Raw genomic sequence first — 21893 nt, forward strand, 5'->3', positions numbered from 1 at the left:
TAATTGACTGTAATCAAGACCAGAGATATAGAAAGAGCTTTACTTTCTAAGGGATTTCAGCGCGTTGATTCAAACCACAAGTATTATTTTTTCTACATTAATGGAAAAAAAACATCAGTAAGGACAAAGATAAGTCATGGGACAGATGAGTACAGTGATCATCTATTGGGTCTTATGAAAGATCAGTTGCATCTTGATAAAAGAGAACTAGAGGAGTTTGTTGAATGTAGCTTGAGCGGAGAAAAATATAAAGAACTTCTAATTGAAAAAAGGATAGTGGTTTATCCATAGTAGTCACCTTAAAACACTAATCGAATTCCGATCAGTCAATTTATTAAGTTAAATTTTTAGGTATATATATTCATTTTAATAATGCGAATATTTAGATTCAGCGTTATCTGGAACTTGTTTAACCGTCTCTTCCGGAGCAGGGATTGTGAAGAAGTTCTTATAAAGGTTGATTATATGCATAGGTATGCAGAAATTGGATCTTCTTAAATTGCTTATTTATGCTAGGGGATCCACAATGCGGGATAATGAGGGCATAACGTCCAAAACTCATCTACAGAAGGAAATGTTTCTCCTCTTAAAGGAGACAGTTTTCCAAAAGGTGGAAGGATATAAATTCATCCCTCATTATTATGGACCATTTTCCCGTGAGTTGGACAGCGATCTCAATGAACTGGTGGCATCGGGTCTTGTAAATGATTCAGACGGTTTCATCCTCACTCCAGAAGGCTTCAAAGATGCACATGCACTGTGGAACCGTCTTGATCAACCTCACAGGGCAGCACTTTCAAGAATCAAAGAAAGATACAATAGATTAGCTTCGGAGAAACTCTTAGCTTATGTGTATGAAAAATATAAAAAATATACTGTTAAATCTGCCATAATACCCGATAATCTGTACAGCTACTTTGATTCGTTTGCACTGGAAAATGATCTTACTATTGATGATTTAGACACTGCATTTAACAGAATCAGGCATCCCATAAATGAAAATTGTAACTGATTCTAACGTATTTTTTCGAGCAATTCTTGGCAGAAAAGCCGGAACTGCAAGTAAATTGGTGATACAATTGATCAGAGATGGTAGAGTCACATCTTACACCTGCGACGCCCTGATGGGAGAAATTGGAAGAATAATTAAGAGCGACCCGAAACTAAGTAAAATTGATCCTGTATATTTCAGGCAATTTATGGATGATATTGACACCTGGCTTAGTTACATCCCCATGAAAGATTTAGAGCACAATCAGAAAATTCTTAACAGGATCGGAAACGATTGGTATCTTATTGCAATTGCTAGAAGCATCGGCTCTGACTTCATTATTACGTATGATAAGGATCTGATTTCCATGAAGAGCGAATTGAAAAATCAAGACGATATTGAGGTTTTGGCTTCAGAAGAGTTCATTGAAAATTATAAAAGTTAAAACCTCAGCATCTAATCGACACGTAATGAGTAAGAACATCTTGGATTTGAAGTTGAGTTCCTTAGGAAAATATGGAAGTATTGAAGTTCTATAATGCGGGTAAATAAGCATAATTCGTTCAATGGAATAAATGTAAAAAAGATTGGTAATTAGTGTTTCTTTCTCAGATACACATAGCTCCCGGCTCCGGCAGCTATCACAACAGCGATCGCTGCTGTTGCGTAAATCGCCAAAGTTGGAATATTAGTCACCGGTGTTGCCGGTTCAAACTGAGATATCTCGGATATGGTTTCAGAAAGATCATTGTAATCGAAGACAGTGTTGCCCCCAGTCACCAGAATCATTGAGAAAGGCCCGTAATCCACTGGGATTGATGTAACATAACTGTTGTTTTTAGCATTGATAATGAATATCTCAGAATTCTGGTCACCAATATACACGTATCCATTTGAAGAGTCATAAAGCATGGTTGTAACATAGACTCCAGGAAGTGTTATGTTTCTTTCGAAAGATAGGTTGGAAGCATTCATAACTGTGACATTATGATTCTGGAATCCTGCTACATACAGTGAATCTGTGGAAGGAATAAATGCAATTGACGTTGGAAGCTGTGCATATTGCAATGTAACATTCATGATGACCCTGTTGTCGCTTCCATTTATTTCCGTTATATTTCCTGAGTTCTGGTTCAGAATGAAAACATTGCCGTCTTCCGTGCTGAATGTTATTAGGGATGAATCAGCATGAATGGAATCGCCTATGATATTCCCCACTGTTATATTTCTGATTAACTCATTGGAGGTTGTATTAACCACTGAAACGTTTCCAGTGCCGCGGTCATAGGCGTATAGATATTTGTTATATGCGTTGTAAAGCAGCAAAAGTGGCTGTGAATTTTGTCCCATGGGTATCTGCTGAGTAACCCTGTTGATCGAAGTGTTGACTACTGCTATGGTATTGCTGCCAGAATTTGCCACGTAGACATGTCCGTTGCTGCTATCATATGCTATGCCATATGGCCCATTGAAGCCTGTCTGCATGTAAAGGGGAATTACAGAACTGCTGGAGTTTATTACAAGAACACTGTATGAATTTGCCATATAGATCATTCCGTTTGCTGAATCGTAAGCCATCATTGCTGGACTTGAACCATACTGCTGATTCACATAGTAGTCACCTGATGACACACGTCCACTTATAAGACTGATGGTTTTGCTGACGTAGCCGACACTTTCATTGGTTCTCGGCTGAAACTGAACTGAGAATACTGTGTTTCCAAAAAGGGGAATCTCTCCTGACGATGGGTAGGCGATGTAACCTGACGGCGCTGAGATGGAGAACAGGTATTCTCCATGAGGTTCAGTAAAGTATACTTCAGATGTGTTAGACGAATGAGAGATATTGCCAACTGTCACACCCCAAAGAGTATTAGCAGGAAGCCCACGCTCGCTGAAATCAATTGTGGCATACTTTGTCCAGTCCAGATTGATATGGATAACAACATTATGTCCATTCACAAATGCTGTGCCACTGATGACACCGTTAATGGTATAGCTGTAGGTGCCATTTTCTGCCACATATGTAACATTGTTCCCGTTGCTGGAAGAATAGTAATATCCTCTGTAATTTGGATAATCGAGCGTAGTGTACCACTGTGTGCCTGAGATGAGCCCATTTTCAATGAATGTTAGTGTGTAAAAATTGCGGGCGGTCTTGAAAGGAACATTCACTGTTGCTCCTGAAGTAGTTATGGATATTCTTCCTGGCGTTGTTCCATTCTGGAAAGCATTGGAACTGTATGGCGAGTTGAAAGGGTATGCTGTAAATGAATATGTGTATGTTAAGTTCGGCACATAGTATACAATATCATCAGGAGCAGTCTGCTGCATGTTATAGCTTTGTATACTGCTGTTGAATATGTTAACCGACCAGGTCGACTGATACGGAAGACCGATTTCTTGGAATGCAAGTTTATAAAATGTTGCAGCGACAGATTGGGATCTGCCCGATACGGTTAACGATTTATAAACGGATAATGTTGGGTTCGATAACTGATAGCTGTAAGACCCATTCGCGATGTAAAGAGACAACGTGCTTCCGGATGTTGAAAAACTTGTATAACCTGTTGTTGGAAGATATATGTTCTGGATTGACCAGTCTGTCCCTGCAGGAAGTCCAGTTTCCGTAAAAGTAACGTTGTACACACCCTTGAAAACCACAGTGGGGGCACTCACTGGAGAATGATTCACATTAATTGGGAGTGGTGTGTCATTGGAGTATGTTGGCTGATGCCCCGAGACAATATACGATACGTACTCATAGTTTCCTGATAAGAGGTAAAGGCTGCCAGCAGACTGTCCTGTTACGAACGCGTCTGAAGCTGAAGTGGATTCGTTGAATGCAGCAACTGCCCACCTGGCACCTGCAGGCATGCCCTTCTCACTAAAGGTAATCTTTTCAAAAGCGAGAGAAACTCCAGTGGATATTGATGTGTTGATGTAACCTGTTTTTACCGGGAAGGAAGTGGCCCCAAGTTCCTGTATCTGAGCGTTGATATACTGAACAGAATATGTGTAATTCCCGCCAAGCACAAAGAGACTCAGCGAACTGCCGGGTATTCCAATCTCAACATTAAAGCCTGTTTTGTTTGAAATTCTGGCAGACCATGAATACCCTGTCTGTGAAACAGGCAATCCAGTTTCTGATACACTGAGCCTGTAAAACTTCAAATAAACAGTCATGCTGCTACCAGACACCACTCTGTAACCTGATGCGACTTCATACATGTTGTACATTGTGCTGTTCCCGGACATTACAGAATAACTGTAGTTACCGTTTGCAACGTAGAAAGTAACGCTGTCATTATTTCCACAATATGAGTCTGAATACCCTGTCTCATTCTTCAAACTTATTTCCCATGCAAATCCAGATGTTGCACCTGTATTGCTGAATGTTAGGGCATGAAATGCCAGGGATACTGATACGGATGAACCAGAAACAATGGTGTTTCCATGAAATACATATCCTGAATATCCACTGTAATAGGCGAAATAGCTATAACTACCATCGATAACCTTGAAAGTTATACTTGAACTATTGGAACTTGCAAAGAGATTTCCAAATTGCACAGACCAGTGAGTGCCTGATGGAAGGCCATTTTCAGTGAATGTTACAATTTCTTTTGCCCCGGCAGATGAATCAACAGAAATGTCACTGGCAATTTCTGGTGATGTTCCGGGATGAGGGGGATTTTGCGTCTCAACGTGTACTGCACCAAAAACAGACAGAACCATGGCTAAAGCCATTAATACTGCCAATCCACCGATGTATCTTTTTCCTTTGTTTTTCATATACTCCAATATTTTAATATTCAGGTTTTATTAATACAGCACTGGACGCCACCAAGCATTAAATGGCACGTTTTATATATCTCAGGTACGATTACTTCCCAAAGATGGACAGAGAACTGCTTTCTGCACTTCGACTTATCCAGTGGCCAAATTACGCTTTGAATAACAGACCAACGTACTGGCAGATCGCAAGATATCTGGACATTTCCCCGAAGGCTGTAAGAACTAAATTTGACAGGCTTTCTGAGATCGGTGTGCTTGGCGGAATAAATATAGTTCCTGACGTGACGTCGTTCGGTCTTTTCAGGACCGCCATTTACATTTCCGCGGACAGAGGTGTTCTGGACAGGATCTGGAATAATTTCTCAACCCTTGATACCATTATGTATCTTCACAGGTATGGTCTTTCCAGTGATAGCCTCGTAATGGAGGTCATTCATTACGATGAGGAGCACCTGGACAGTCAGCTGAAGCTGTTCTCCAGCGCATTCGGCCAGATTAATGTATTGGGAAGGCAAAAGCATATAACCGAAAATCATTACAAGTTCGATGCTAAGGACCTTGCCATACTCAGGGTGCTTGTCACAGAACCCATGGCAAGGCTAAGCAAGATATCCTCCATGACCGGAATCGGAGTCAGAACCATAAACAGTAGGATACATGAAATGGCTTTCAGCAATGCTATTTCATGTGAACCTATCTTCAACGGATACAACGGTGTAAATCCTCTTTTCTATATAGTTTCCATAAATCACGGAGATATGAGGAGCAATGAGATAAAAGAAAAAGTTCTTGATCTTCTTAAATCCAGCTATGTTTCCTTCAAGGAAAATTTTGATGGGACTATCCTTATTCTGGTAGCTGTGGAGAATTTTCAGGAAATGTTAAATATTTTCAGTGAATTGAAAGAAAGCCTGCTAGGATACCAGGTAACACTTATACATCCGTTTGAAAGCAGGTACAGTCTTCCAAGAATTGTCAAGGCTAAGCTGAACGGCAATGCAATCTGACTTTCGCTTTTGCACTATGTTTTGATGCACTATTTTAATCGTGTGGAACGTCTTCACAAATTGCTGTATTCATAGTTTTACTTCCGCTGCAATATTTGCTGCAATATATTAGCTAAGTCCCAGCCAAGCGTAAAGGCGCGTGGAGACTGACCGGTTGTTCCTGGAATAATACCACATATTATGAAGATTGCGTAACTGTATTGAGCAGGATTCACGAGATTAATCCGTGCCTGTATATATTCTGCCATGCCACAGGACATTCCTCTTCTCATCCTGTACCTCTGCATAATGCATCTCCCTGTGTGTGTCCACTCTCAACCATAGAATTATACCACTTCCTGCCCTCATTCCTGTGCGGGGAGAGAAGATTCCATGGCATACACCTATTACTTCTCCCACAGAGAAGAAAGTGCCAATGGGCCATATGAATCAGGGGGAGATTCATTTCAAAGCCTCAAGGGCAGTTTCACGCAACTCCCCATTCCTACACCTGAATCCGGCATAACCAGATTTAGCGGACACAGTTTAAATCTTATGGCATTTTTTTCATTTTAAGTTCGATCAATGTTGAATATACCTGGCATTCACCCAGGAAATAATATATCCAAATATTTGATAAAATCACTAACACTGAAATGGGAAGAACCAAATTTTTAAGCCAGACGGGAATTATGTGGACAATGGATAATGCAGAGCAGTTTGAACAGGACCTTATGAGGTTTGGACTAAGCAAATATGAAAGCAAGGTCCTTATTGCTTTGCTAGTCCACGGTCCTCAGACGGCGTCAGGGGTTGTTAAATTGTCTGGAATTCCTCAGCCCAGGATTTATGACGTTTTTTCGTCGCTTTCAAGAAAAGGATTTGTAGAATCAACATCAGGCAGGAAAAAGCTGTACAGGGCTATTCCCGTACAGTCTTCCCTTGGGAAATATGTAAATGACATGGATAAATTTGTGAAGAGACTTGATGTAGAAATAGAGAGTATTAAAAGCATCAAACCAGTTAAGGCGTATTATATATGGACAATTGAGGGTCCACAAAATATAGACGCTAGAATAGAATCGATGGTTCATCAGGCCAGAAGCGAAATAATACTATCGGTAGATCGACGAAAACTTAGAAATAACCTCCAGGCCATCCGAAATGCATCTGATCATGGGATTACGGTGGCACTCGTTGTGTTTGATGATGTTGATCAGGAAACGATCAACCTGATTCCGAGTGACGTGATTGTTAACCGGAGAGCAGGACGTGCTGCAGAAATAGTAATGGTGGATCGGGCCCTTGGCCTTGTTGATCTGGGCATTGCTGACGACCCGGAAGATTATGCCATATATTTTGATGATAATAAGATGCTTCATCTTCTCAGTTATTATTTTTATTTGATGGTATGGCAGAACAACCGGGACACACTTAGAATTCCAAAGTTAAGTCATTACACCCTGAACAATATCTGGCTTACCTGCGAGATCATAGATTCTTTCATCAAGGACAATATATCTTTGTCAGGCGAAGTAGATGGAATTATGAACGGAACAGCAATTCATCTGATTGGGAAAGTGACTGGAACTAAGGTTCTACCAGGAGTCCAACAGACTTTTTTCCTCGAATGCGCTGATCGCACATACTCTGTAGGTGGCAAAACAGCGGTAATAGAGGATGTCAGAATGTCTAAGATCACGCTGAAAATGCAGTATGGAAAATGATCTGTTTCAGTTAACAGTAGGAATACTACTAAATAGTGTTTAAGATAATGTTTTAATAATATACGGAATAATCGATAGGAATGTTACCCAATGGTTTTAAATTAGGTTTTTCTGAAAGCGGTTTTCAATTTGAAATGGGCTTATCAGATCCGGATACAAATTCAGACTGGTATGCGTGGTGTCATGATAGGAGGAATATGGATCTTGGCTATGTATCCCGAGATTTACCGGAAAATGGGGTTGCATACTGGGACAAGTTTCAAGAAGATCATGACTTGGCTTCATCCATTGGGATGAATGCGGCCAGGCTGGGCATCGAGTGGTCAAGAATTTTTCCAAAGCCAACCTATGATGTGAAGCTGAATGCAGAATTCAGCAAGGGAAGGATGATATCTGCTGAAATAGAAGATAATGAGCTGGAAAAACTTGACAAAATAGCGAATTCAGCCGCTTTAAACCATTACAGGAGGATATTTGAGGACTGGAAGAACCGTAATAAATTTCTCGTCATAAACCTGTATCACTGGTCGATCCCCATTTGGTTGAACGATCCTTCTCGCATACCATATGATCAGAAAGAGAGGGCACTTGGGGGATCATTTGACAGAGAAGTAACACTGGAATATCTGAAGTATGCAGCGTATATAGCATGGAAGTTCGATGATCTGGCCGATATGTGGTCAACAATGAATGAACCAAACATGGTATTCCAATACTGTTCCACGGACCGAAGTAGGAAAGCAACCGATCAGCGAAAGAGAGACTTTGCAGAGGCACACGCTAGGGCATATGACCTTATAAAGAGAATATCAAAGAAACCTGTTGGAGTTATTTACGCCAATGGGGACCTTCAGCCTCTCTCTCCGTCGGATGAGGAGGCAGTTAAGCTGGCAAGATACAATATACGCTTCTCATTTTTTGATTACATCATCAGGGGAGATGGTCAGTGGCTCTCTACCAAGGATGGTGGTGAATCCGGTGTTCCTGATATCATGGACGACATGGTTGGAAAGACGGACTGGATAGGTGTAAATTACTACAGTAGAGATATGGTCAGGAGTAATGGCGCCGGATGGGAGATAGTTCCCGGATACGGCCACGCTACAGGTCAGCAGCCTCTTTCCCTTGACGGTAGATCCGTAAGTGAGACCGGTTGGGAAATATATCCTGAAGGAATTTACAATGTTGTTATGGAATATCAGAAAAGATATTCAGTTCAAATGATGGTGACTGAGAATGGCATGGCTGATGCTACGGACAAATTCCGCCCGAGATACCTGGTTTCACACATCAGCCAGCTAGAAAGAGCCATTGAGGACGGGGCGAACCTTAAGGGATATTTTCACTGGGCACTGACGGATAATTTTGAATGGGCCAGTGGTTTCTCGAAGAAATTTGGCCTTTTCGGCGTTGATCTGAGGACAAAACAGAGACAGCTCAGGCCAAGCGCACTTATATTCTCAAGATTGTCAGAAAACAATGGGGTTCCTGATAATCTTCGCTGGATGACTGAAGAGAAGATATAGTAGCGGGATAACCAATGGGTGAAAATGTATGTCTATAATTTCCACTGAAAAAATAACAAAAGTATTCGTGAAGAGGACGGGTTACCTGAGCAGGGAAAATGTCGTTGCTCTTGATAGGGTCACCGTAGAGCTTAATAGCAAGGAGATTGTGGGAATAGTTGGTGCCAGTGGAAGTGGTAAAAGCACACTTGCAAAAACTCTCGTATTAATGCACAAACCAGATTCAGGAAAAGTCCTTTACAATGGAAAGCCCATAGATTTCAAGAAGAGTCGGGAAATCAGTGCATACAGAAAGAAGGTGCAAATGGTTTTTCAGGATCCCTATGCATCCCTGGATCCAAACCACGACGTGGAATGGCATATAAAGAGGCCTCTTCTTCTTCACAGATACTCGGGCAACATGGACAATAGAGTTGATGAACTTCTTGAGATGGTTACTCTTCATCCGGCACATTACTACAGGAAGAAATTTCCATATCAACTGTCCGGTGGACAGAGGCAGAGAGTCTACCTTGCAAGAGTCCTTGCCCTGGAACCGGAGGTCGTCATAGCAGATGAACCTGTGTCCATGCTTGACATGTCGGTGAGGATAGATATCCTTTCTCTCATAACAAAGCTTCGGGATACACTGGGCCTTTCCTTCTTTTACATAACACATGATCTGAATACAGTAAGCTACCTGACGGATAGAATCTATGTAATAGAAAATGGTTCCGTTGTTGAACAGGGCCCCACTTCCCAGATTCTGGCAAATCCCAGAACAGATTATACTAAGAGCCTCATCCAGGCAGCCCCGGATCCGTATAAGAGAATTGAGCCATACGGTGGAACAGACACTGGATCAGTTGTGTATGGTGAACAGGTCCTGAAGGTAAAGGAACTTTCGGCGGGATACCACACAAGCGATGGATTTGTGGACATACTCAGTGATCTGAATTTCAATGTTTCCCGTGGAGAAATCTTTGGCATTGCTGGAGAGTCTGGTTCTGGCAAGAGCACCGTTGCACAGGCTGTTTTCTCAATGCTTGACTATCCAGGCGAGATTACCCATGGTACGGTTGAGGTCAACGGCGAGAACATTTACAATTATTCGGAAAACAAGTTAAGATCGTCAAGGGGAAAAAGAATGTCATATGTACCTCAAGCCGCAATGAACTCCCTTAATCCGGTGAGGAGAATTGAAGATCAGTTCATTGATCTTTTCATGGCCCACAATATAGATATGGAAGATTATCACAGGAAGTTTGTGGACAAACTTTCTCTTGTCCGCCTCAATGAATCTGTCCTCAGGCTTTTTCCCTATGAACTGAGTGGTGGGATGAGGCAGAGGGTCGTTATCGCTATGGCGCTGCTTCTTGATCCCACCCTGATAATTTTCGATGAGCCAACTACAGGTCTTGATGTACTTGTGGAATACGAGATTCTCAGGGACATCAAAAGCATTCAGCGGAAGCTTAACCTTACCATTGTTTTCATAACACACGATCTATCCATCCTTTTTGAGATTGCTGACAGGATTGGCGTAATGTATGGTGGAGAATTTGTCGAGATGGGGAATGTAAAAGAGCTGCTAGCTAGCCCACACCATCCATATACCTATTTGCTCATAGGTAGTATTCCCAGGATCGGCATACCGAAGGATAAAGTGATGAGGATACCAGGAACATCACTTGACTTCAGGTCTCCTAGAACAGGTTGCCTCTTTTCTGACAGGTGCCCATTTGCTGCCCCGGAGTGTAAGGTTACGCATCCTGATTTTGTGCAAGCTAAAGATAATCCAGTGCATTATTACCGGTGTATCAGGTATCCAGAATGGAAAAAGGCTGCTCCCATGCCAATAAAAAGTTAAAAATTTTTGAGAATTCGTAAAATTTTGGGATTTTAGAATCAATATTTCCTCAGCGATGGATTCGAGACCTCGTCAACTCCAAAATTTATCAGTACAAAAGTAAACATCAGGAGAGAAATGAGTATACTGGGAGGCATTATCCACCACCATTCTCCGGTAATGTATGCCTGATTATTTATTGCCCAGTATAGTGTCGTTCCGAGGTTTACTTCAAGAAGATTACCCACACCAAGATACTCCACAAAGGTCAGGCCCATGACGCCATAAATTGCAGTGAAAAAGAAGTTTGAAACGATTATAGGTAACATGGCCCTTATTATCTGCCTGAAAATTATGCTCAATCTTTTTTCTCCTATTAGAAGAGATGAAGTTATGAAATCATTCTTTGCCGTGGAGAGTGCTTGAGATCTCAGGGTACGTGCCCCCCAAGCCCATCCTGTGAGGGATAGGATCACAATCATGGCAATATATCCAAGAGACGTGTGATCTCCAAGGAAGAAGGCTCCGAAAAGCATTATGATTACGATTCCAGGTATGACAAGGAATACATTGGTAACAGCATTTATGGCGGAACTCACTCCCTCGGATGAAAAACCCGCAGACAGTCCTGCAAGTACGGATATCCCGGTTGCAATTATACCGGTAAGAAAGCCCACGGCAAGTGTTGGTCCAATTCCGGTGAGGATCTGCGAGAAAACGTCCTGACCGTATGCTGTGGTACCCAAAGGATGTGCAAGTGAAGGGGGGAGATTTGCCGCAAATTCATATGCAGTAGGACTGTATGGACTTAAGAGTCCACCGAAAATGCCTATGAATATGTATGCGATGAGTATTATCAGGCCAATTTTAGATTTCCTGTTACCCAACAACAGTCTTATGGTTGTACTGTGAGTGAATGCACTTATGGCATCAAAGAGGGACTGTTTTTTAATTTTGGAACCTACTGTGGCTTCCATACTCATATCATCCAACCTCCTGCCTTATCCTCGGGTCTAGGATGCCGTAGAGGATATCAACAATGAAATTAGCAACAAGAACAGCTATAATTACAAGAAGGAATATGCCTTGTATCAAAGGGTAATCCAGTGAATCTATTGCTGTGATCATGTATAATCCTATACCGGGGTATGAGAATATCTCCTCCTCCAAAAGGACACCGGTGACAGAAAATCCAAGAGACATTGCAAATCCTGTAAGGTTTGGCAGAAGAGCATTTCTATAAGCGATCCTGTTGATCTGGCTCTTCCTGAATCCCAGTGATCTGGAAAACTTGATGAAATCGCTGTTCAGTGATGGGATGATATTATTCCTCAATCCAATCACCCAACCTCCCAGTGATGTAAGAATGATGGTAAGCAACGGAAGTATTGAATGATATATCACACTCACAATGAATGGAAAGTTTAGACCCGGGGTAACAGATCTCCCGTAGGCTTCTCCAATTGGGAAGAGGGGCAGCTCAACAGAGAATATCAAGAGAAGTATGAAACCGAGAACAAATGCAGGGAATGACTGAAAGAATAGTGTTGTTATATCTATTATCACATCCTTCCTTGCGTTCCTGTTGAGTCCCGCATATCTTCCAAGTCTGTTCCCCATAAAGAACGATATAACCGTTGCAGTAACAACAAGATAGAGAGTCCACGGAAGTGCAGTTAGCAAAATTGATGAAACCGGTTCAGGGAAATATGAGAGGGACACGCCAAGATTTCCGTGGAAGAGAGCCACGAGATAATGGAAGTACTGAACCAGTATGGGAGCATTGGATATTCCGTACTCGACCTCAAGCTGGTGCAGATAAGCGGGACTTATGGATGTTGCACCCTCCCTTACGAGCGTTGAGTACACAACTTCTGCAGGATTTCCGGGAAGCAATCTTGGAAGTATAAAATTAACTGTCAGGGCAGAAAATAAGACTACGATAAATGTGATAGTCTTCTTTATTATGTATACATAGGGAATACCTGGCTTACGCCTCACGTTTGAACTCATTTCGTTGTTCCCGCCAGTTATTTTACTTTCAATATTTTGTGGATAATCTGCCATATTTCTCTATCCGCCCTGTATTATTGATAATTCATAGGCCATGAAAGTTCTCATGCCACATGAAGTAAAGAACTTTAAAGTGAATAAAAGATTATGTTCTTGGTAAATAAGTGTCAATGTATCTATTCCTCTTTTTCTTTGCCTTTCCCTCCGTTCTTCTTTCTTGACCTTGATACCATTGTTCCGTAGACCCCGCCTATTATAACCACAGCAGCCACTACGCCACCGATTATATAGTAGTCATCGGCAGACAATGCAAATGTGGATTTTGACGGCGACGATTTTACATAGAGATGCAGTGCAACAACTTCCATTATCCCAGGGTCCCACGAAAGAGGTATCCAGTAATTATTGCTTGGGGTAACAAAACCACCTATGGTTTTGTTGACATATTCATACCAGTCGGCAGAATAGACCAGCGATATGACTGGCATATCTTTCAGCATCACTCCTGCCATGTCGTTTATCAGCTGTTTCTGAGTTGCCGGGTTACTTGTACTCCTGAACGACTCGTATGCTCTATAGAAACCTGTGCCAGAACTGTTCCATCTCATCTCGTTGGTTAGCGCCGCTGTTCCAAGCGCTGGAACAGGACCACCAATTCCAGTATAGTCATACCAGGGGTTGGGGCCTGCGCTGGTCACGACTTCCTGTGCCATCTGGAAATTCCCAGTGGCGATATCCTGAGTAACCTCAGTACTGGTAGGCGTAACTATATTAACATTCAGACCTATGCTCTTGAGGTTTTGTGATATTATGGACACGTCGGAATCCCAATCTGTATAACCGGCAACAGTCATGAGCGTAATGGTGGGAATCTCCGTGCCATTCTGGGCGTAGAGTCGACCACCACTCATATAATACCCGTGGCTTTCCAGTATTGAAAGCGCCTCGCTTGTGTTGTACTGAGCCAAACTTTTTGAAAGATTCTGATTTGTGCTGTTAAGCCAGAATTCCTGCTGCTGCATTATATTTGCAGCATTTGCAGGCTGCTCATATCCGTATTCTCCAATGCTGGAAATCTGGGTCCTGTTTATTGACAGGCTTAAAGCAACCCTAAAAAATGACTGGTTGAATGGCCATTCAAGATCATTTGTAAGCAGGTTAACTGTCTGACCCTGTGGGAAGAAGTAGTGGTTGTATGTCGGATCCTTGTTCACAAACAGAGATGTTATGTTTGGGGAGAAAACAGGTGCCCAGTCAACCTGACCATCAGCAAGAGCAAGAACGAGAGCATTGTTACTTGTGTAATCAATGTATTCAATTTTTGGTATATGTGGTTCATTTGGCTGCCAGTAATGGGTGTTCTTCACAAGTATAATTTCCTGTGGACTGAAGCTGCTCAATACATATGGACCGGTTCCGATAGGGTTCGTTATGACCTGCTTCAGAGGACTGGTTACTCCCTGCCACTGACTCTCAGGAAGGATCCAGTTCGAGGCAATATAGAAAAAGTCAGGAACATCAGCGGTCTTGAAGTTAAAAATGACAGTGTAATTCCCCATTGCCTTTACACTGGAAAGATAGGAATATTCGTTGATATCTTGCATTTCCATATTGAATGTGAAAACAACATCGGTAGCGTTAAAAGGATCTCCATTTGAAAATGTGACATTCTGCCTGAGGTGGAATGTGAGAACGGTATCATTGGCACTCCAACTATAATTTGTCGCAAGCCATGGTATTGCGGTTCCATTATAGGCGTTAATTTGGTACAAGGGCTCGTAGAACAGAGAATCTATACCAGATGGTGGATTATATGGACTGAATGGATTAAAATCATCGACATAGGCAGGAGAAGGACCTGGCGATATGTACAAAGTATCACTGCTCGTCTGAATAGTTGTATTTGTAGCGGAAGTGAGAACAGAAGATCGAGCATTCAATAACGATGCATTCGATCCAGCAGCAGTGGTAACAACAGAAACACTCAACATAACCATAATGGCTGTAATCACGACGGCAATTAATGCCTTATGAACATTCTTCATTTTTTGTTCCTCCGGGTCTGAGAGTGTATCCTAAGTCTCGTTTATAAAAATAACCTTATACCCTGTACAGTAGTAAATAATAAAATAAATATTCCGATTTTAGTGCACTATGATAGAAAATTCTATTGGATGAGTGATTAGGGGAGAGTCAAGCATGAATATCCCTTTAAATCATCATTAGGATAATTCATATGTATGCAATGAAGAAAAAGGCTATCAGCCCAGTGGATCTGGAAGTGAGGTTTTTAGTTACAAAACACAGCGCAAGAATGATTCTGCTATGTACAAGGAAATAATTCAAGATAGAGACATAACCAAATACATCGTATCCTACAATTCATTCAATTTTGCCAACGGTCTTGCAGGGAGCTTCCTCAACATTCTCTTTTTCAGTGCCGGAAATTTAGCTACTGTCATTGAATACCAGCTAGCCTATCAGATTTCACAACTCCTTTCCTTCATCCTGTCAGGTATTATGGCCAACTACATACAGACTAAATTCATATATTCGCTAAGTTCACCATTAAGGGCTGTTTCACTCATAGGCTCGGTTCTTATTGGGGGTATCTTCATGAATCAGTTCTTCTTTGGACTGATCTATGGGATTTCAAGTGGACTGTTCTGGGCCGGAAATGCCATCATATCCATGGAAGTAAGCAGAGGTAAGGATAGACTGGCTTTTCTATCCTTCAATTCGACTGTGGCATATATCTCTTCACTGGTATCGCCAATAATTGGAGGCGTTGCGCTGGAAATTACCCCATTCACGGGTACAATGCGGTATGTTGCTGTGTTCGCCGCAACTGCCGCGTTACTGGTATATTCCGGAGCCAGTGGACTTTTGCTCAATGTAACCGAAAGGGAACATCCAAAAATAAAATTCCTGGATTCCATCAGAGCGAATAAACTGATAAAATGGCAATACAAAAGCTATTTTTACTTTTCATCCTTCTACGGGCTTGCCCTTTCCATAATACTCCCAGTATACATTTTTAAGATAACTGGTAGCTATACCATGGTGGGGATATTGGTGGCATCGATGGCGGCATCAAGTGCCCTGGGAAACATCTTTACGCCGCGTATGCTGAACCGCAATTCAAACAGTCTGCTCCCATACTTGTATTCCATATTCATTATACTCGTATCCACAGTCTTTATTGGCAATCTCAATATGCCCATTGCTGTATTATTTTTGGCAGGAGATGTGGCACTCCTCTTAACTGCGCCTATGAACAACAGATCAATGTCCAATTTCATGAATTCGGTTGATCTGTTAACTACATCATTTCCATACTGGATAAACCGTGAATATTACCTGCTGGCCGGGAGATACACTGTATTGATAACTCTACTTATGGTCTTTGTTATATCAGGTTTCACCCATTCCCTCTACGTATTGACCATAATGTCTCTGACAGTTCTGCCAACGATTCCAGCTATCAATGCCACTTCGCAGCTTTGACAGGAAATAGTTCCCCTGATTTCTGAAACGCAATTCATTCATATCGCGAGCTCAGTGGCATTCTTGATCTCAATGTTGTTAAGTATTACATGAGCTGATTGAAAACCCAATATACTACTTATGACGTTTCCGCAAACAATTGCTTAACAGATCATTCTCATTTGAAATGAGGTCATGAAAAATATGCCGTATTCTGACAAATCAAAATTCATCATCTTCCATATCATCATCGTTATCCATATATTCATCGTCTTCCTCTTGCTCAGAATACATGTTTTCCAGTTGCGAGTGATAGGGATAAAGTTCTGGATTGAAAAACTCACCATAGGCCTCCATGAATCCATCCTTCTTGCTTGATTTTCTCCCTTCCAGGGTTTGAAAAAGCCGGTTCATTGGAACAGCCATTTCAATGGCCTCAAGTGGAATAAAGCCTTCAGGTTTCTTCAGCTTTATGCGTCCCAGAGCTATCTGGCACATCTTGTGGTCCACATATTCAATTGGAAAGCTATCTCTTGCTTTCTCTATGGATTTGATTGCTTTCATGTTCTGCTGCCTAACAAGCGCTTCAAGAATGTGAAGTAGATCGAAAAAGCTGTATTTCCATCCGTAGACGGAGGGATCAAATGGTCCGTCAGGCATATTTGAAATATAATCATCAAGCAAGCCGGTCAGGTATGAAACAGAGGCACCGCTCCTGATGCTGCCTATGCAAAGAAGGATGGAGTCTATGGTATGCTCCAGTGGCTTCCTCTGTTCAAAGGACATCTGGGTTATCTGGTCAATCCTGGTAAGGAGATATGGAACAGCATCCTTCCCAATGTTGGGTGAGATGAGCTGCGATATTTCGCTGTTGTATTTCTCGTTATCAAGCAGTTCAACAAGCTTCCTTGCTGGTTCATCGCCCCCGACACCAGATAGAATGAAGCAGCCCAGGATGTAAGCAGGATTGTCCTCATTGCTGACCAGATCCAGGGCGAGGGCGGCTGTGGCCTCCCGAAACTCTATGATGCGTGCCGCCAGTTCCTCCGCGTCCATTCTGCTCTTTTCAGTGTTTTCTTCAGCAAGTTTCAGCATTCTGCTGAACAGCGTTTCAGGATCTTCCTTCTCCTCATAACTTTCCTTATTCTTCGTGATTGATCCGGACTTTTTGCTTCCTTTCCCATTCTTCAATCTACCCACCTCAGCACCAGCTACCCATCACATTGTACACCGATAGAATCAACATCAGCCGACCTTTCCCCTATGAGTTAAATACTGTTCAAATTCCTCAATCATCCATTTAATAGCTTCCTCATTGTCCAGCCACAGTGCCCCGCATGACCTCGCATAGGAACCTGCTTCATCAGGCTGCCCTGGCGTTATGTAGTTAGACGTGCCGGGAATGTCAACGGCTCCAGCCGGCATGGCGGGAACATATATATTTGAAGAAAACGCCTTCCTCAAGGCGGTCTTTGATTCAATTGTGACACCTGATTTCCTGAATAACAGCAGTGATCGATTATAGTCCCAGTCCGCACCATCCTCATCATAGGTGTTCAGCAATTCCTCAGCCTTATTCGCACTGCCCTCAATCATATATATGAGCAGTAACGAATATCTCACGCCCTGGTTGTCATCTGGATTCAGTTCCAGCAGTTCTTCATAGATGTTCTTCGCCTCATCCATTCTGCCAGAATTCCATAGAGAGAGCAAGGCCTTCCTGAGCACGCATATATGGCCTTGTCCCTAGGATCTTCCAAAAATCTCCTCTATATTCGGTGAAGGCTTTCTCGCCAAGGGTTTTTCTTGCCGCAGTAGAGGCTTTGCGGTAAAGATCTATCTTAGTTTGTGGATTCTTCTCCAGTTCCGCTAAGATCACGTAAGCATCGGCGCAATTCTCAGAGATGTCAATATCCTTCAGGGCCATTTCCTTCCTGGCATTCCCAGTTTTCTGGCATGCATCATATGCCATCATCTGTGCCCTGTCCTCCGGACTTTCAGGCACGTAACTGTTAAGCTTCTCAGAGTTGTATATTTTTTCAATGAATTCATTGGCATCCCCAGCTGTTTCGAATTTTTCCCTGTCCATAAACTTGTGCATAATCCATGTGCTCTTTTCCATTACCCTTCTATCAATATTTTCCATGGGTACATTTTTGCTTGCGTGTGAGCCCCCCATCTTCTTCCGTGCCATTCTCTTTCTCTTGGCGGATCCCATTTTCAATCCCCCCTGATAATCTGAGTGCTGAACATTTCACTACAAAACTGACAGTGCTTAAAATATATTTCATGCACATCTTTCTTACAGCATGACAGCGGCGCAGCCCACAGGCTTTCCATGAGAATCGGGAATAGCTGGCACAATCTTTCTAATTCTTCGGAATATGCTTGTGTAGGAGACAGCTGTTATTCCGGTGATCCTTGCAAATATCCTGGCAATTCCCTCCAGTGATCTGAAGGGAATGCTGTACATTGCCCTGAGTTTTGCTAGGAATGTTATGAATGCATTTGGCGTCCTGTAGGGATGGCCTCTCTTTCCACTGTTGTTATCTGCAAGGAGCAGCTTCCAGTCCATGAGGAATGAAGTATCAAGGAGATCCTCAATCCTGTCCACCAGGGACCTGTTGTACCTGTCATACCTTCTGTCCGAACCGATCCAATATCTTCTTTTGCTTCTATTGCCTGTAGCAGTGATTGGCTTTGGTGTCATACAAACCAATCACCCCCCTGTATTTCATTATACAGGGGAATTATGCAACAAACTTTTTGGAAGTAAAAGCACGACAAATATGAAATATTTTTATCATTGTATATGCTTAGCTTTTTATGATCCCTGTTTATAGTCCCTTTAGTTCCTTGGGCAGCACCTCTGCTAGCATATCAAATTCAAACATCGTTTCAATGAATAAGGTCAAACCAAAAGTTTCAATGAATGAGACTGGCAACAGAATATATATTGACTTTGGAGGTATTGCGAATAACTGGATATACGCTGATTCCGATGTGGAAGTAGGCCTGTCTGATGGCTTTAGAATTTCATATATTGCCATAGAATTCAAGAAGAAACTTAGTCAAGAAGAACAGGAATACCTCAAAGAAGCTGTTGATAATGAAAGAATTTAGTGTTAAATTGCAGGAACATGAACCGTGTACTGTGGAGATTCCAGAATTAAAACTGAAAATTGTTATTGAAGTTATAGACGCACAGATAGTAGAAATAGGAAAGGGCTTGAACGTCCTCAATACCACTTTAAAGGTTGTTCACCAGATTCCTGATCCTTCTAAGGTGTACAATGGTGTGCCCATGAATCAAATTTCTGAGGACAAGTTGGACAAGGTATCAAAGTTCAAGTTCGACACGCCGGCTAGAAGCCGGTTCAAGGCTGAAACCGGTGACATAATAGATGTATACGCAGAACCTCTAATAGTTAGATACTCTGAAATTTATATTAGTGCTTTAGGAATTCCCCATTACAACATAACCACAATGTCTGGTGCTATTTTTGTGTCAAAAGATTAAGTTCATTGATAATCATATGACAGAGAGGGGTCATTTTGACGATATTTTCAAGTATATTTTCACTGTGATCGGTGATCAGTCACTTGCATCAAATATTGTTGAAAATCTGAAGAATGGTGATCTTAGAATGTTGGAATCCCTTCTGAATGAAAAGAAGTTTCTAGACTCTTGCACTGATATTCCTCCTAGCGAATACTATAACGAAAATTGGCGAAAAAAGGCTAATCTACAAATAACAATAAAAGAGCAGAAACTTTATTTTGAATTTGTTTTTTCAAAAACACCTGACTGCCTGAAAATTGTTACGGCATATCCTAACAGGAGAAAGAAGGACAGCTTCTTCTACCAACCTGTTTTCTGCTAATCATATATTTGAGCCTTCTTTCTTAGTAAGTAAAGTGTCCAAACAACGAAGTCCATTATTTACCTCTTTGATCTCTGCCCTATCTGATTGACCAGGAAAATGCAGTTGTACGCTACTATCCTCTCACCAACAGCAACATCATAGTTCCTGCTGTGGACATACCAGATATGCTCACGGTGTATTATTTCCTCAAGTATTGAAAAGGTCCGCTCTATTTCCCATCTCAGCCGGTATCTGGTCTTCTCCCTCTCACTGATGATTATGCCCGGATTCATTTTGAATGTTAACTTATCAGGAACGATTCCTATCCCTCTGTTGGTATCTATGATGTAGATTGCATCTGTTTTGTCCATGAAGTAATCACAAATTCCGCCTGAATCATAGGCGCCATCCATCATTGAAAAGGCCATTATACTGTCATGAATAGATGCTGTGGTCACCTTCAATTCCCCTAATGCAGGGGAATCAACATCCTGTGCAACATGTGTTTTCCTGCCATATTCAAAGCCTCTTGTTCCATAACCCCATGAACTCTCGGGATCTTTATATTTTCCTGATTTTCATCGTCTCTGCGCAGTTGTATGCTTGCATGCCTTCACAATGAAGCTGTCAATTACAGCATTCTCCACATTAGATACAGTGAGATCAATTATGCCGTCTGAATCTGATTGGATTAGGTACACCGGCATTGATCTCATGCTAGTCCATTCTCAGAGCCCTGTATGACAGAGTGCGTAAGTCTGGAATCTTCCTTATCCCAACGAGATTCATGAGTTCCGGACGGTTGCTTACGAAGTGGCTGAGGATTTGTATGAAATGCCATAGATCTGCAGGATTACAATGATCTTTAGAAACAATCTTATCCAGCCTTTCCATGATCAGCGGGATATGGTTCGTTTCCATATCCCGTAAATATAATCAGACAGATAAAGTCTAACTATTGACAAACATTCCATAGATTTTCGGACGCCCTATGGCATGTAATATTAACAGTATCCAAAATTGCTAAGGTCACTGTGCAAAAAATCTAGGAAAAGTATTTTGCAAGATATTCAGGAAGCTCAACTGATGCATCAAGCGGCATGGCTGACCTAGCAGTCTTCATTGCTATAACTCCTGACCAGTGTGGTAGTGTGACGTCCACTTTTTTCTCCGAGGGACCGCTGATATTGACTTTCACTGACATCTGCTCAAGTGGAAGTTCAAGAAATCCAGTCGCGCTGATTTCGGCCCTTGACGGATGTCTGCAGTCATTCCATCGCCCTGGAACCATCTTCTCAGCGAGAGCTTCTGAAATGGCATACTTTCTATCATAATCTTCCACATCCACCATGCTTCCAAATATCATAACAGATCTGTAATTCATGGATGTGTTAAAGGCACTCTTGGCCAGGACTATCCCATCTAATATTGTAATACCAGCACAAACGCTGTTTCCAGATATAAGCACATTGTAGAACCTGCCCTGCTTTGAAGAATGGAAGAATACAGAATTGCCTATTCTTGCGAAAGTCATTGGAATGTTGAATATTACACCATTATCGGCGAATGCAACATAGGCCATCATTGCCTGATCCAATATTGAATATGCTACATCCCTGTCTCTTACCGCCCTTTCGGGATGCCTGTGCACATTGCTGACTGAACTCATGAG

At 41.9% G+C, this 21893-nt stretch carries 21 protein-coding genes and 1 pseudogene; 11 read left to right on the top strand and 11 right to left on the bottom strand.

The window, feature by feature from the left end; translation table 11 throughout:
• The first annotated feature begins 3 nt into the window (after positions 1–3).
• From RE469_09760 to RE469_09770, 3 genes are all read left to right on the top strand, one after another.
• Complete coding sequence (locus RE469_09760; protein WMT44474.1) at positions 4–291, top strand: hypothetical protein; 288 nt, start codon at positions 4–6, stop codon at positions 289–291.
• A 184-nt stretch (positions 292–475) separates the two neighbouring features.
• On the top strand, positions 476–1012 hold the full coding sequence (locus RE469_09765) for a hypothetical protein (GenBank protein ID WMT44475.1): 537 nt from the start codon (positions 476–478) through the stop codon (positions 1010–1012).
• Positions 996–1436, top strand: coding sequence for a putative toxin-antitoxin system toxin component, PIN family (locus RE469_09770; GenBank protein WMT44476.1), 441 nt, complete (start codon positions 996–998; stop codon positions 1434–1436). The genes RE469_09765 and RE469_09770 overlap by 17 nt, the downstream gene beginning before the upstream one ends.
• Positions 1437–1585: 149 nt before the next feature.
• On the opposite strand, the gene RE469_09775 is transcribed toward RE469_09770, so the two are convergent.
• Positions 1586–4741 carry a YncE family protein gene (locus RE469_09775; GenBank protein ID WMT44477.1) on the bottom strand — a complete coding sequence of 1052 codons (3156 nt, stop codon included), beginning with the start codon at positions 4739–4741 and terminating at the stop codon, positions 1586–1588.
• Between the two features lie 107 nt (positions 4742–4848).
• Here RE469_09775 and RE469_09780 point away from each other — a divergent pair, with 107 nt between their 5' ends.
• Positions 4849–5796, top strand: a complete 948-nt coding sequence (locus tag RE469_09780) for a hypothetical protein (protein WMT44478.1) — start codon at positions 4849–4851, stop codon at positions 5794–5796.
• 219 nt (positions 5797–6015) lie between these two features.
• On the opposite strand, the gene RE469_09785 is transcribed toward RE469_09780, so the two are convergent.
• A complete protein-coding gene (locus RE469_09785; GenBank protein ID WMT45675.1) occupies positions 6016–6195 on the bottom strand; it encodes a hypothetical protein in 180 nt (59 codons plus the stop codon).
• 281 nt (positions 6196–6476) lie between these two features.
• Between RE469_09785 and RE469_09790 the strand changes: the two genes are divergently transcribed.
• The 3 genes from RE469_09790 to RE469_09800 all read left to right on the top strand — a co-directional run bounded on the left by RE469_09790 (position 6477) and on the right by RE469_09800 (position 10877).
• Complete coding sequence (locus RE469_09790; GenBank protein ID WMT44479.1) at positions 6477–7502, top strand: TrmB family transcriptional regulator; 1026 nt, start codon at positions 6477–6479, stop codon at positions 7500–7502.
• Between the two features lie 80 nt (positions 7503–7582).
• The gene (bgaS, locus tag RE469_09795; GenBank protein WMT44480.1) at positions 7583–9028 is read left to right on the top strand and encodes a beta-galactosidase BgaS; all 1446 of its coding nucleotides are present in this window, start codon (positions 7583–7585) and stop codon (positions 9026–9028) included.
• Between the two features lie 28 nt (positions 9029–9056).
• Positions 9057–10877 (top strand): ABC transporter ATP-binding protein, encoded by a 1821-nt coding sequence (locus RE469_09800; GenBank protein ID WMT44481.1) that lies wholly within the window; start codon positions 9057–9059, stop codon positions 10875–10877.
• A 38-nt stretch (positions 10878–10915) separates the two neighbouring features.
• Here the strand turns inward: RE469_09800 and RE469_09805 are convergent, their stop codons facing one another.
• The 3 genes from RE469_09805 to RE469_09815 form a co-directional block, all read right to left on the bottom strand.
• Entirely contained in the window at positions 10916–11839 is a 924-nt protein-coding gene (locus RE469_09805) for an ABC transporter permease (GenBank protein WMT44482.1), read from the bottom strand.
• Between the two features lies 1 nt (position 11840).
• Positions 11841–12923 carry an ABC transporter permease gene (locus RE469_09810; protein WMT44483.1) on the bottom strand — a complete coding sequence of 361 codons (1083 nt, stop codon included), beginning with the start codon at positions 12921–12923 and terminating at the stop codon, positions 11841–11843.
• Positions 12924–13045: 122 nt separating this feature from the next.
• Entirely contained in the window at positions 13046–14914 is a 1869-nt protein-coding gene (locus tag RE469_09815) for an ABC transporter substrate-binding protein (GenBank protein ID WMT44484.1), read from the bottom strand.
• A gap of 280 nt (positions 14915–15194) precedes the next feature.
• On the opposite strand from RE469_09815, the gene RE469_09820 reads away from it, so the two are divergent.
• Positions 15195–16376: an MFS transporter gene (locus tag RE469_09820; protein ID WMT44485.1), complete on the top strand. Its 1182-nt coding sequence runs from the start codon at positions 15195–15197 to the stop codon at positions 16374–16376.
• Positions 16377–16577: 201 nt separating this feature from the next.
• On the opposite strand, the gene RE469_09825 is transcribed toward RE469_09820, so the two are convergent.
• The 4 genes and pseudogenes from RE469_09825 to RE469_09840 all read right to left on the bottom strand — a co-directional run bounded on the left by RE469_09825 (position 16578) and on the right by RE469_09840 (position 19065).
• Entirely contained in the window at positions 16578–17546 is a 969-nt protein-coding gene (locus RE469_09825; GenBank protein ID WMT44486.1) for a hypothetical protein, read from the bottom strand.
• Positions 17547–17600: 54 nt separating this feature from the next.
• On the bottom strand, positions 17601–18041 hold the full coding sequence (locus tag RE469_09830) for a tetratricopeptide repeat protein (GenBank protein ID WMT44487.1): 441 nt from the start codon (positions 18039–18041) through the stop codon (positions 17601–17603).
• Positions 18034–18573, bottom strand: a complete 540-nt coding sequence (locus RE469_09835) for a hypothetical protein (GenBank protein ID WMT44488.1) — start codon at positions 18571–18573, stop codon at positions 18034–18036. Before RE469_09835 ends, RE469_09830 begins: the two co-directional genes overlap by 8 nt.
• Before the next feature lie 99 nt (positions 18574–18672).
• Positions 18673–19065, bottom strand: a pseudogene (locus RE469_09840) (transposase).
• A gap of 116 nt (positions 19066–19181) precedes the next feature.
• Between RE469_09840 and RE469_09845 the strand changes: the two are divergent.
• From RE469_09845 to RE469_09855, 3 genes are read left to right on the top strand one after another with little or no spacing between them, the layout of a single operon-like run.
• Positions 19182–19478 carry a hypothetical protein gene (locus RE469_09845; GenBank protein WMT44489.1) on the top strand — a complete coding sequence of 99 codons (297 nt, stop codon included), beginning with the start codon at positions 19182–19184 and terminating at the stop codon, positions 19476–19478.
• Positions 19465–19875 (top strand): hypothetical protein, encoded by a 411-nt coding sequence (locus RE469_09850; protein WMT44490.1) that lies wholly within the window; start codon positions 19465–19467, stop codon positions 19873–19875. The genes RE469_09845 and RE469_09850 overlap by 14 nt, the downstream gene beginning before the upstream one ends.
• A 16-nt stretch (positions 19876–19891) precedes the next feature.
• Positions 19892–20239 carry a hypothetical protein gene (locus RE469_09855; GenBank protein ID WMT44491.1) on the top strand — a complete coding sequence of 116 codons (348 nt, stop codon included), beginning with the start codon at positions 19892–19894 and terminating at the stop codon, positions 20237–20239.
• A 59-nt stretch (positions 20240–20298) separates the two neighbouring features.
• On the opposite strand, the gene RE469_09860 is transcribed toward RE469_09855, so the two are convergent.
• Complete coding sequence (locus RE469_09860; GenBank protein ID WMT44492.1) at positions 20299–20679, bottom strand: hypothetical protein; 381 nt, start codon at positions 20677–20679, stop codon at positions 20299–20301.
• A gap of 587 nt (positions 20680–21266) precedes the next feature.
• On the bottom strand, positions 21267–21890 hold the full coding sequence (locus tag RE469_09865) for a pyridoxamine 5'-phosphate oxidase family protein (GenBank protein WMT44493.1): 624 nt from the start codon (positions 21888–21890) through the stop codon (positions 21267–21269).
• Positions 21891–21893 lie beyond the last annotated feature (3 nt).

It is taken from the genome of Cuniculiplasma divulgatum, from assembly GCA_031200235.1.
Lineage (GTDB): Archaea > Thermoplasmatota > Thermoplasmata > Thermoplasmatales > Thermoplasmataceae > UBA509.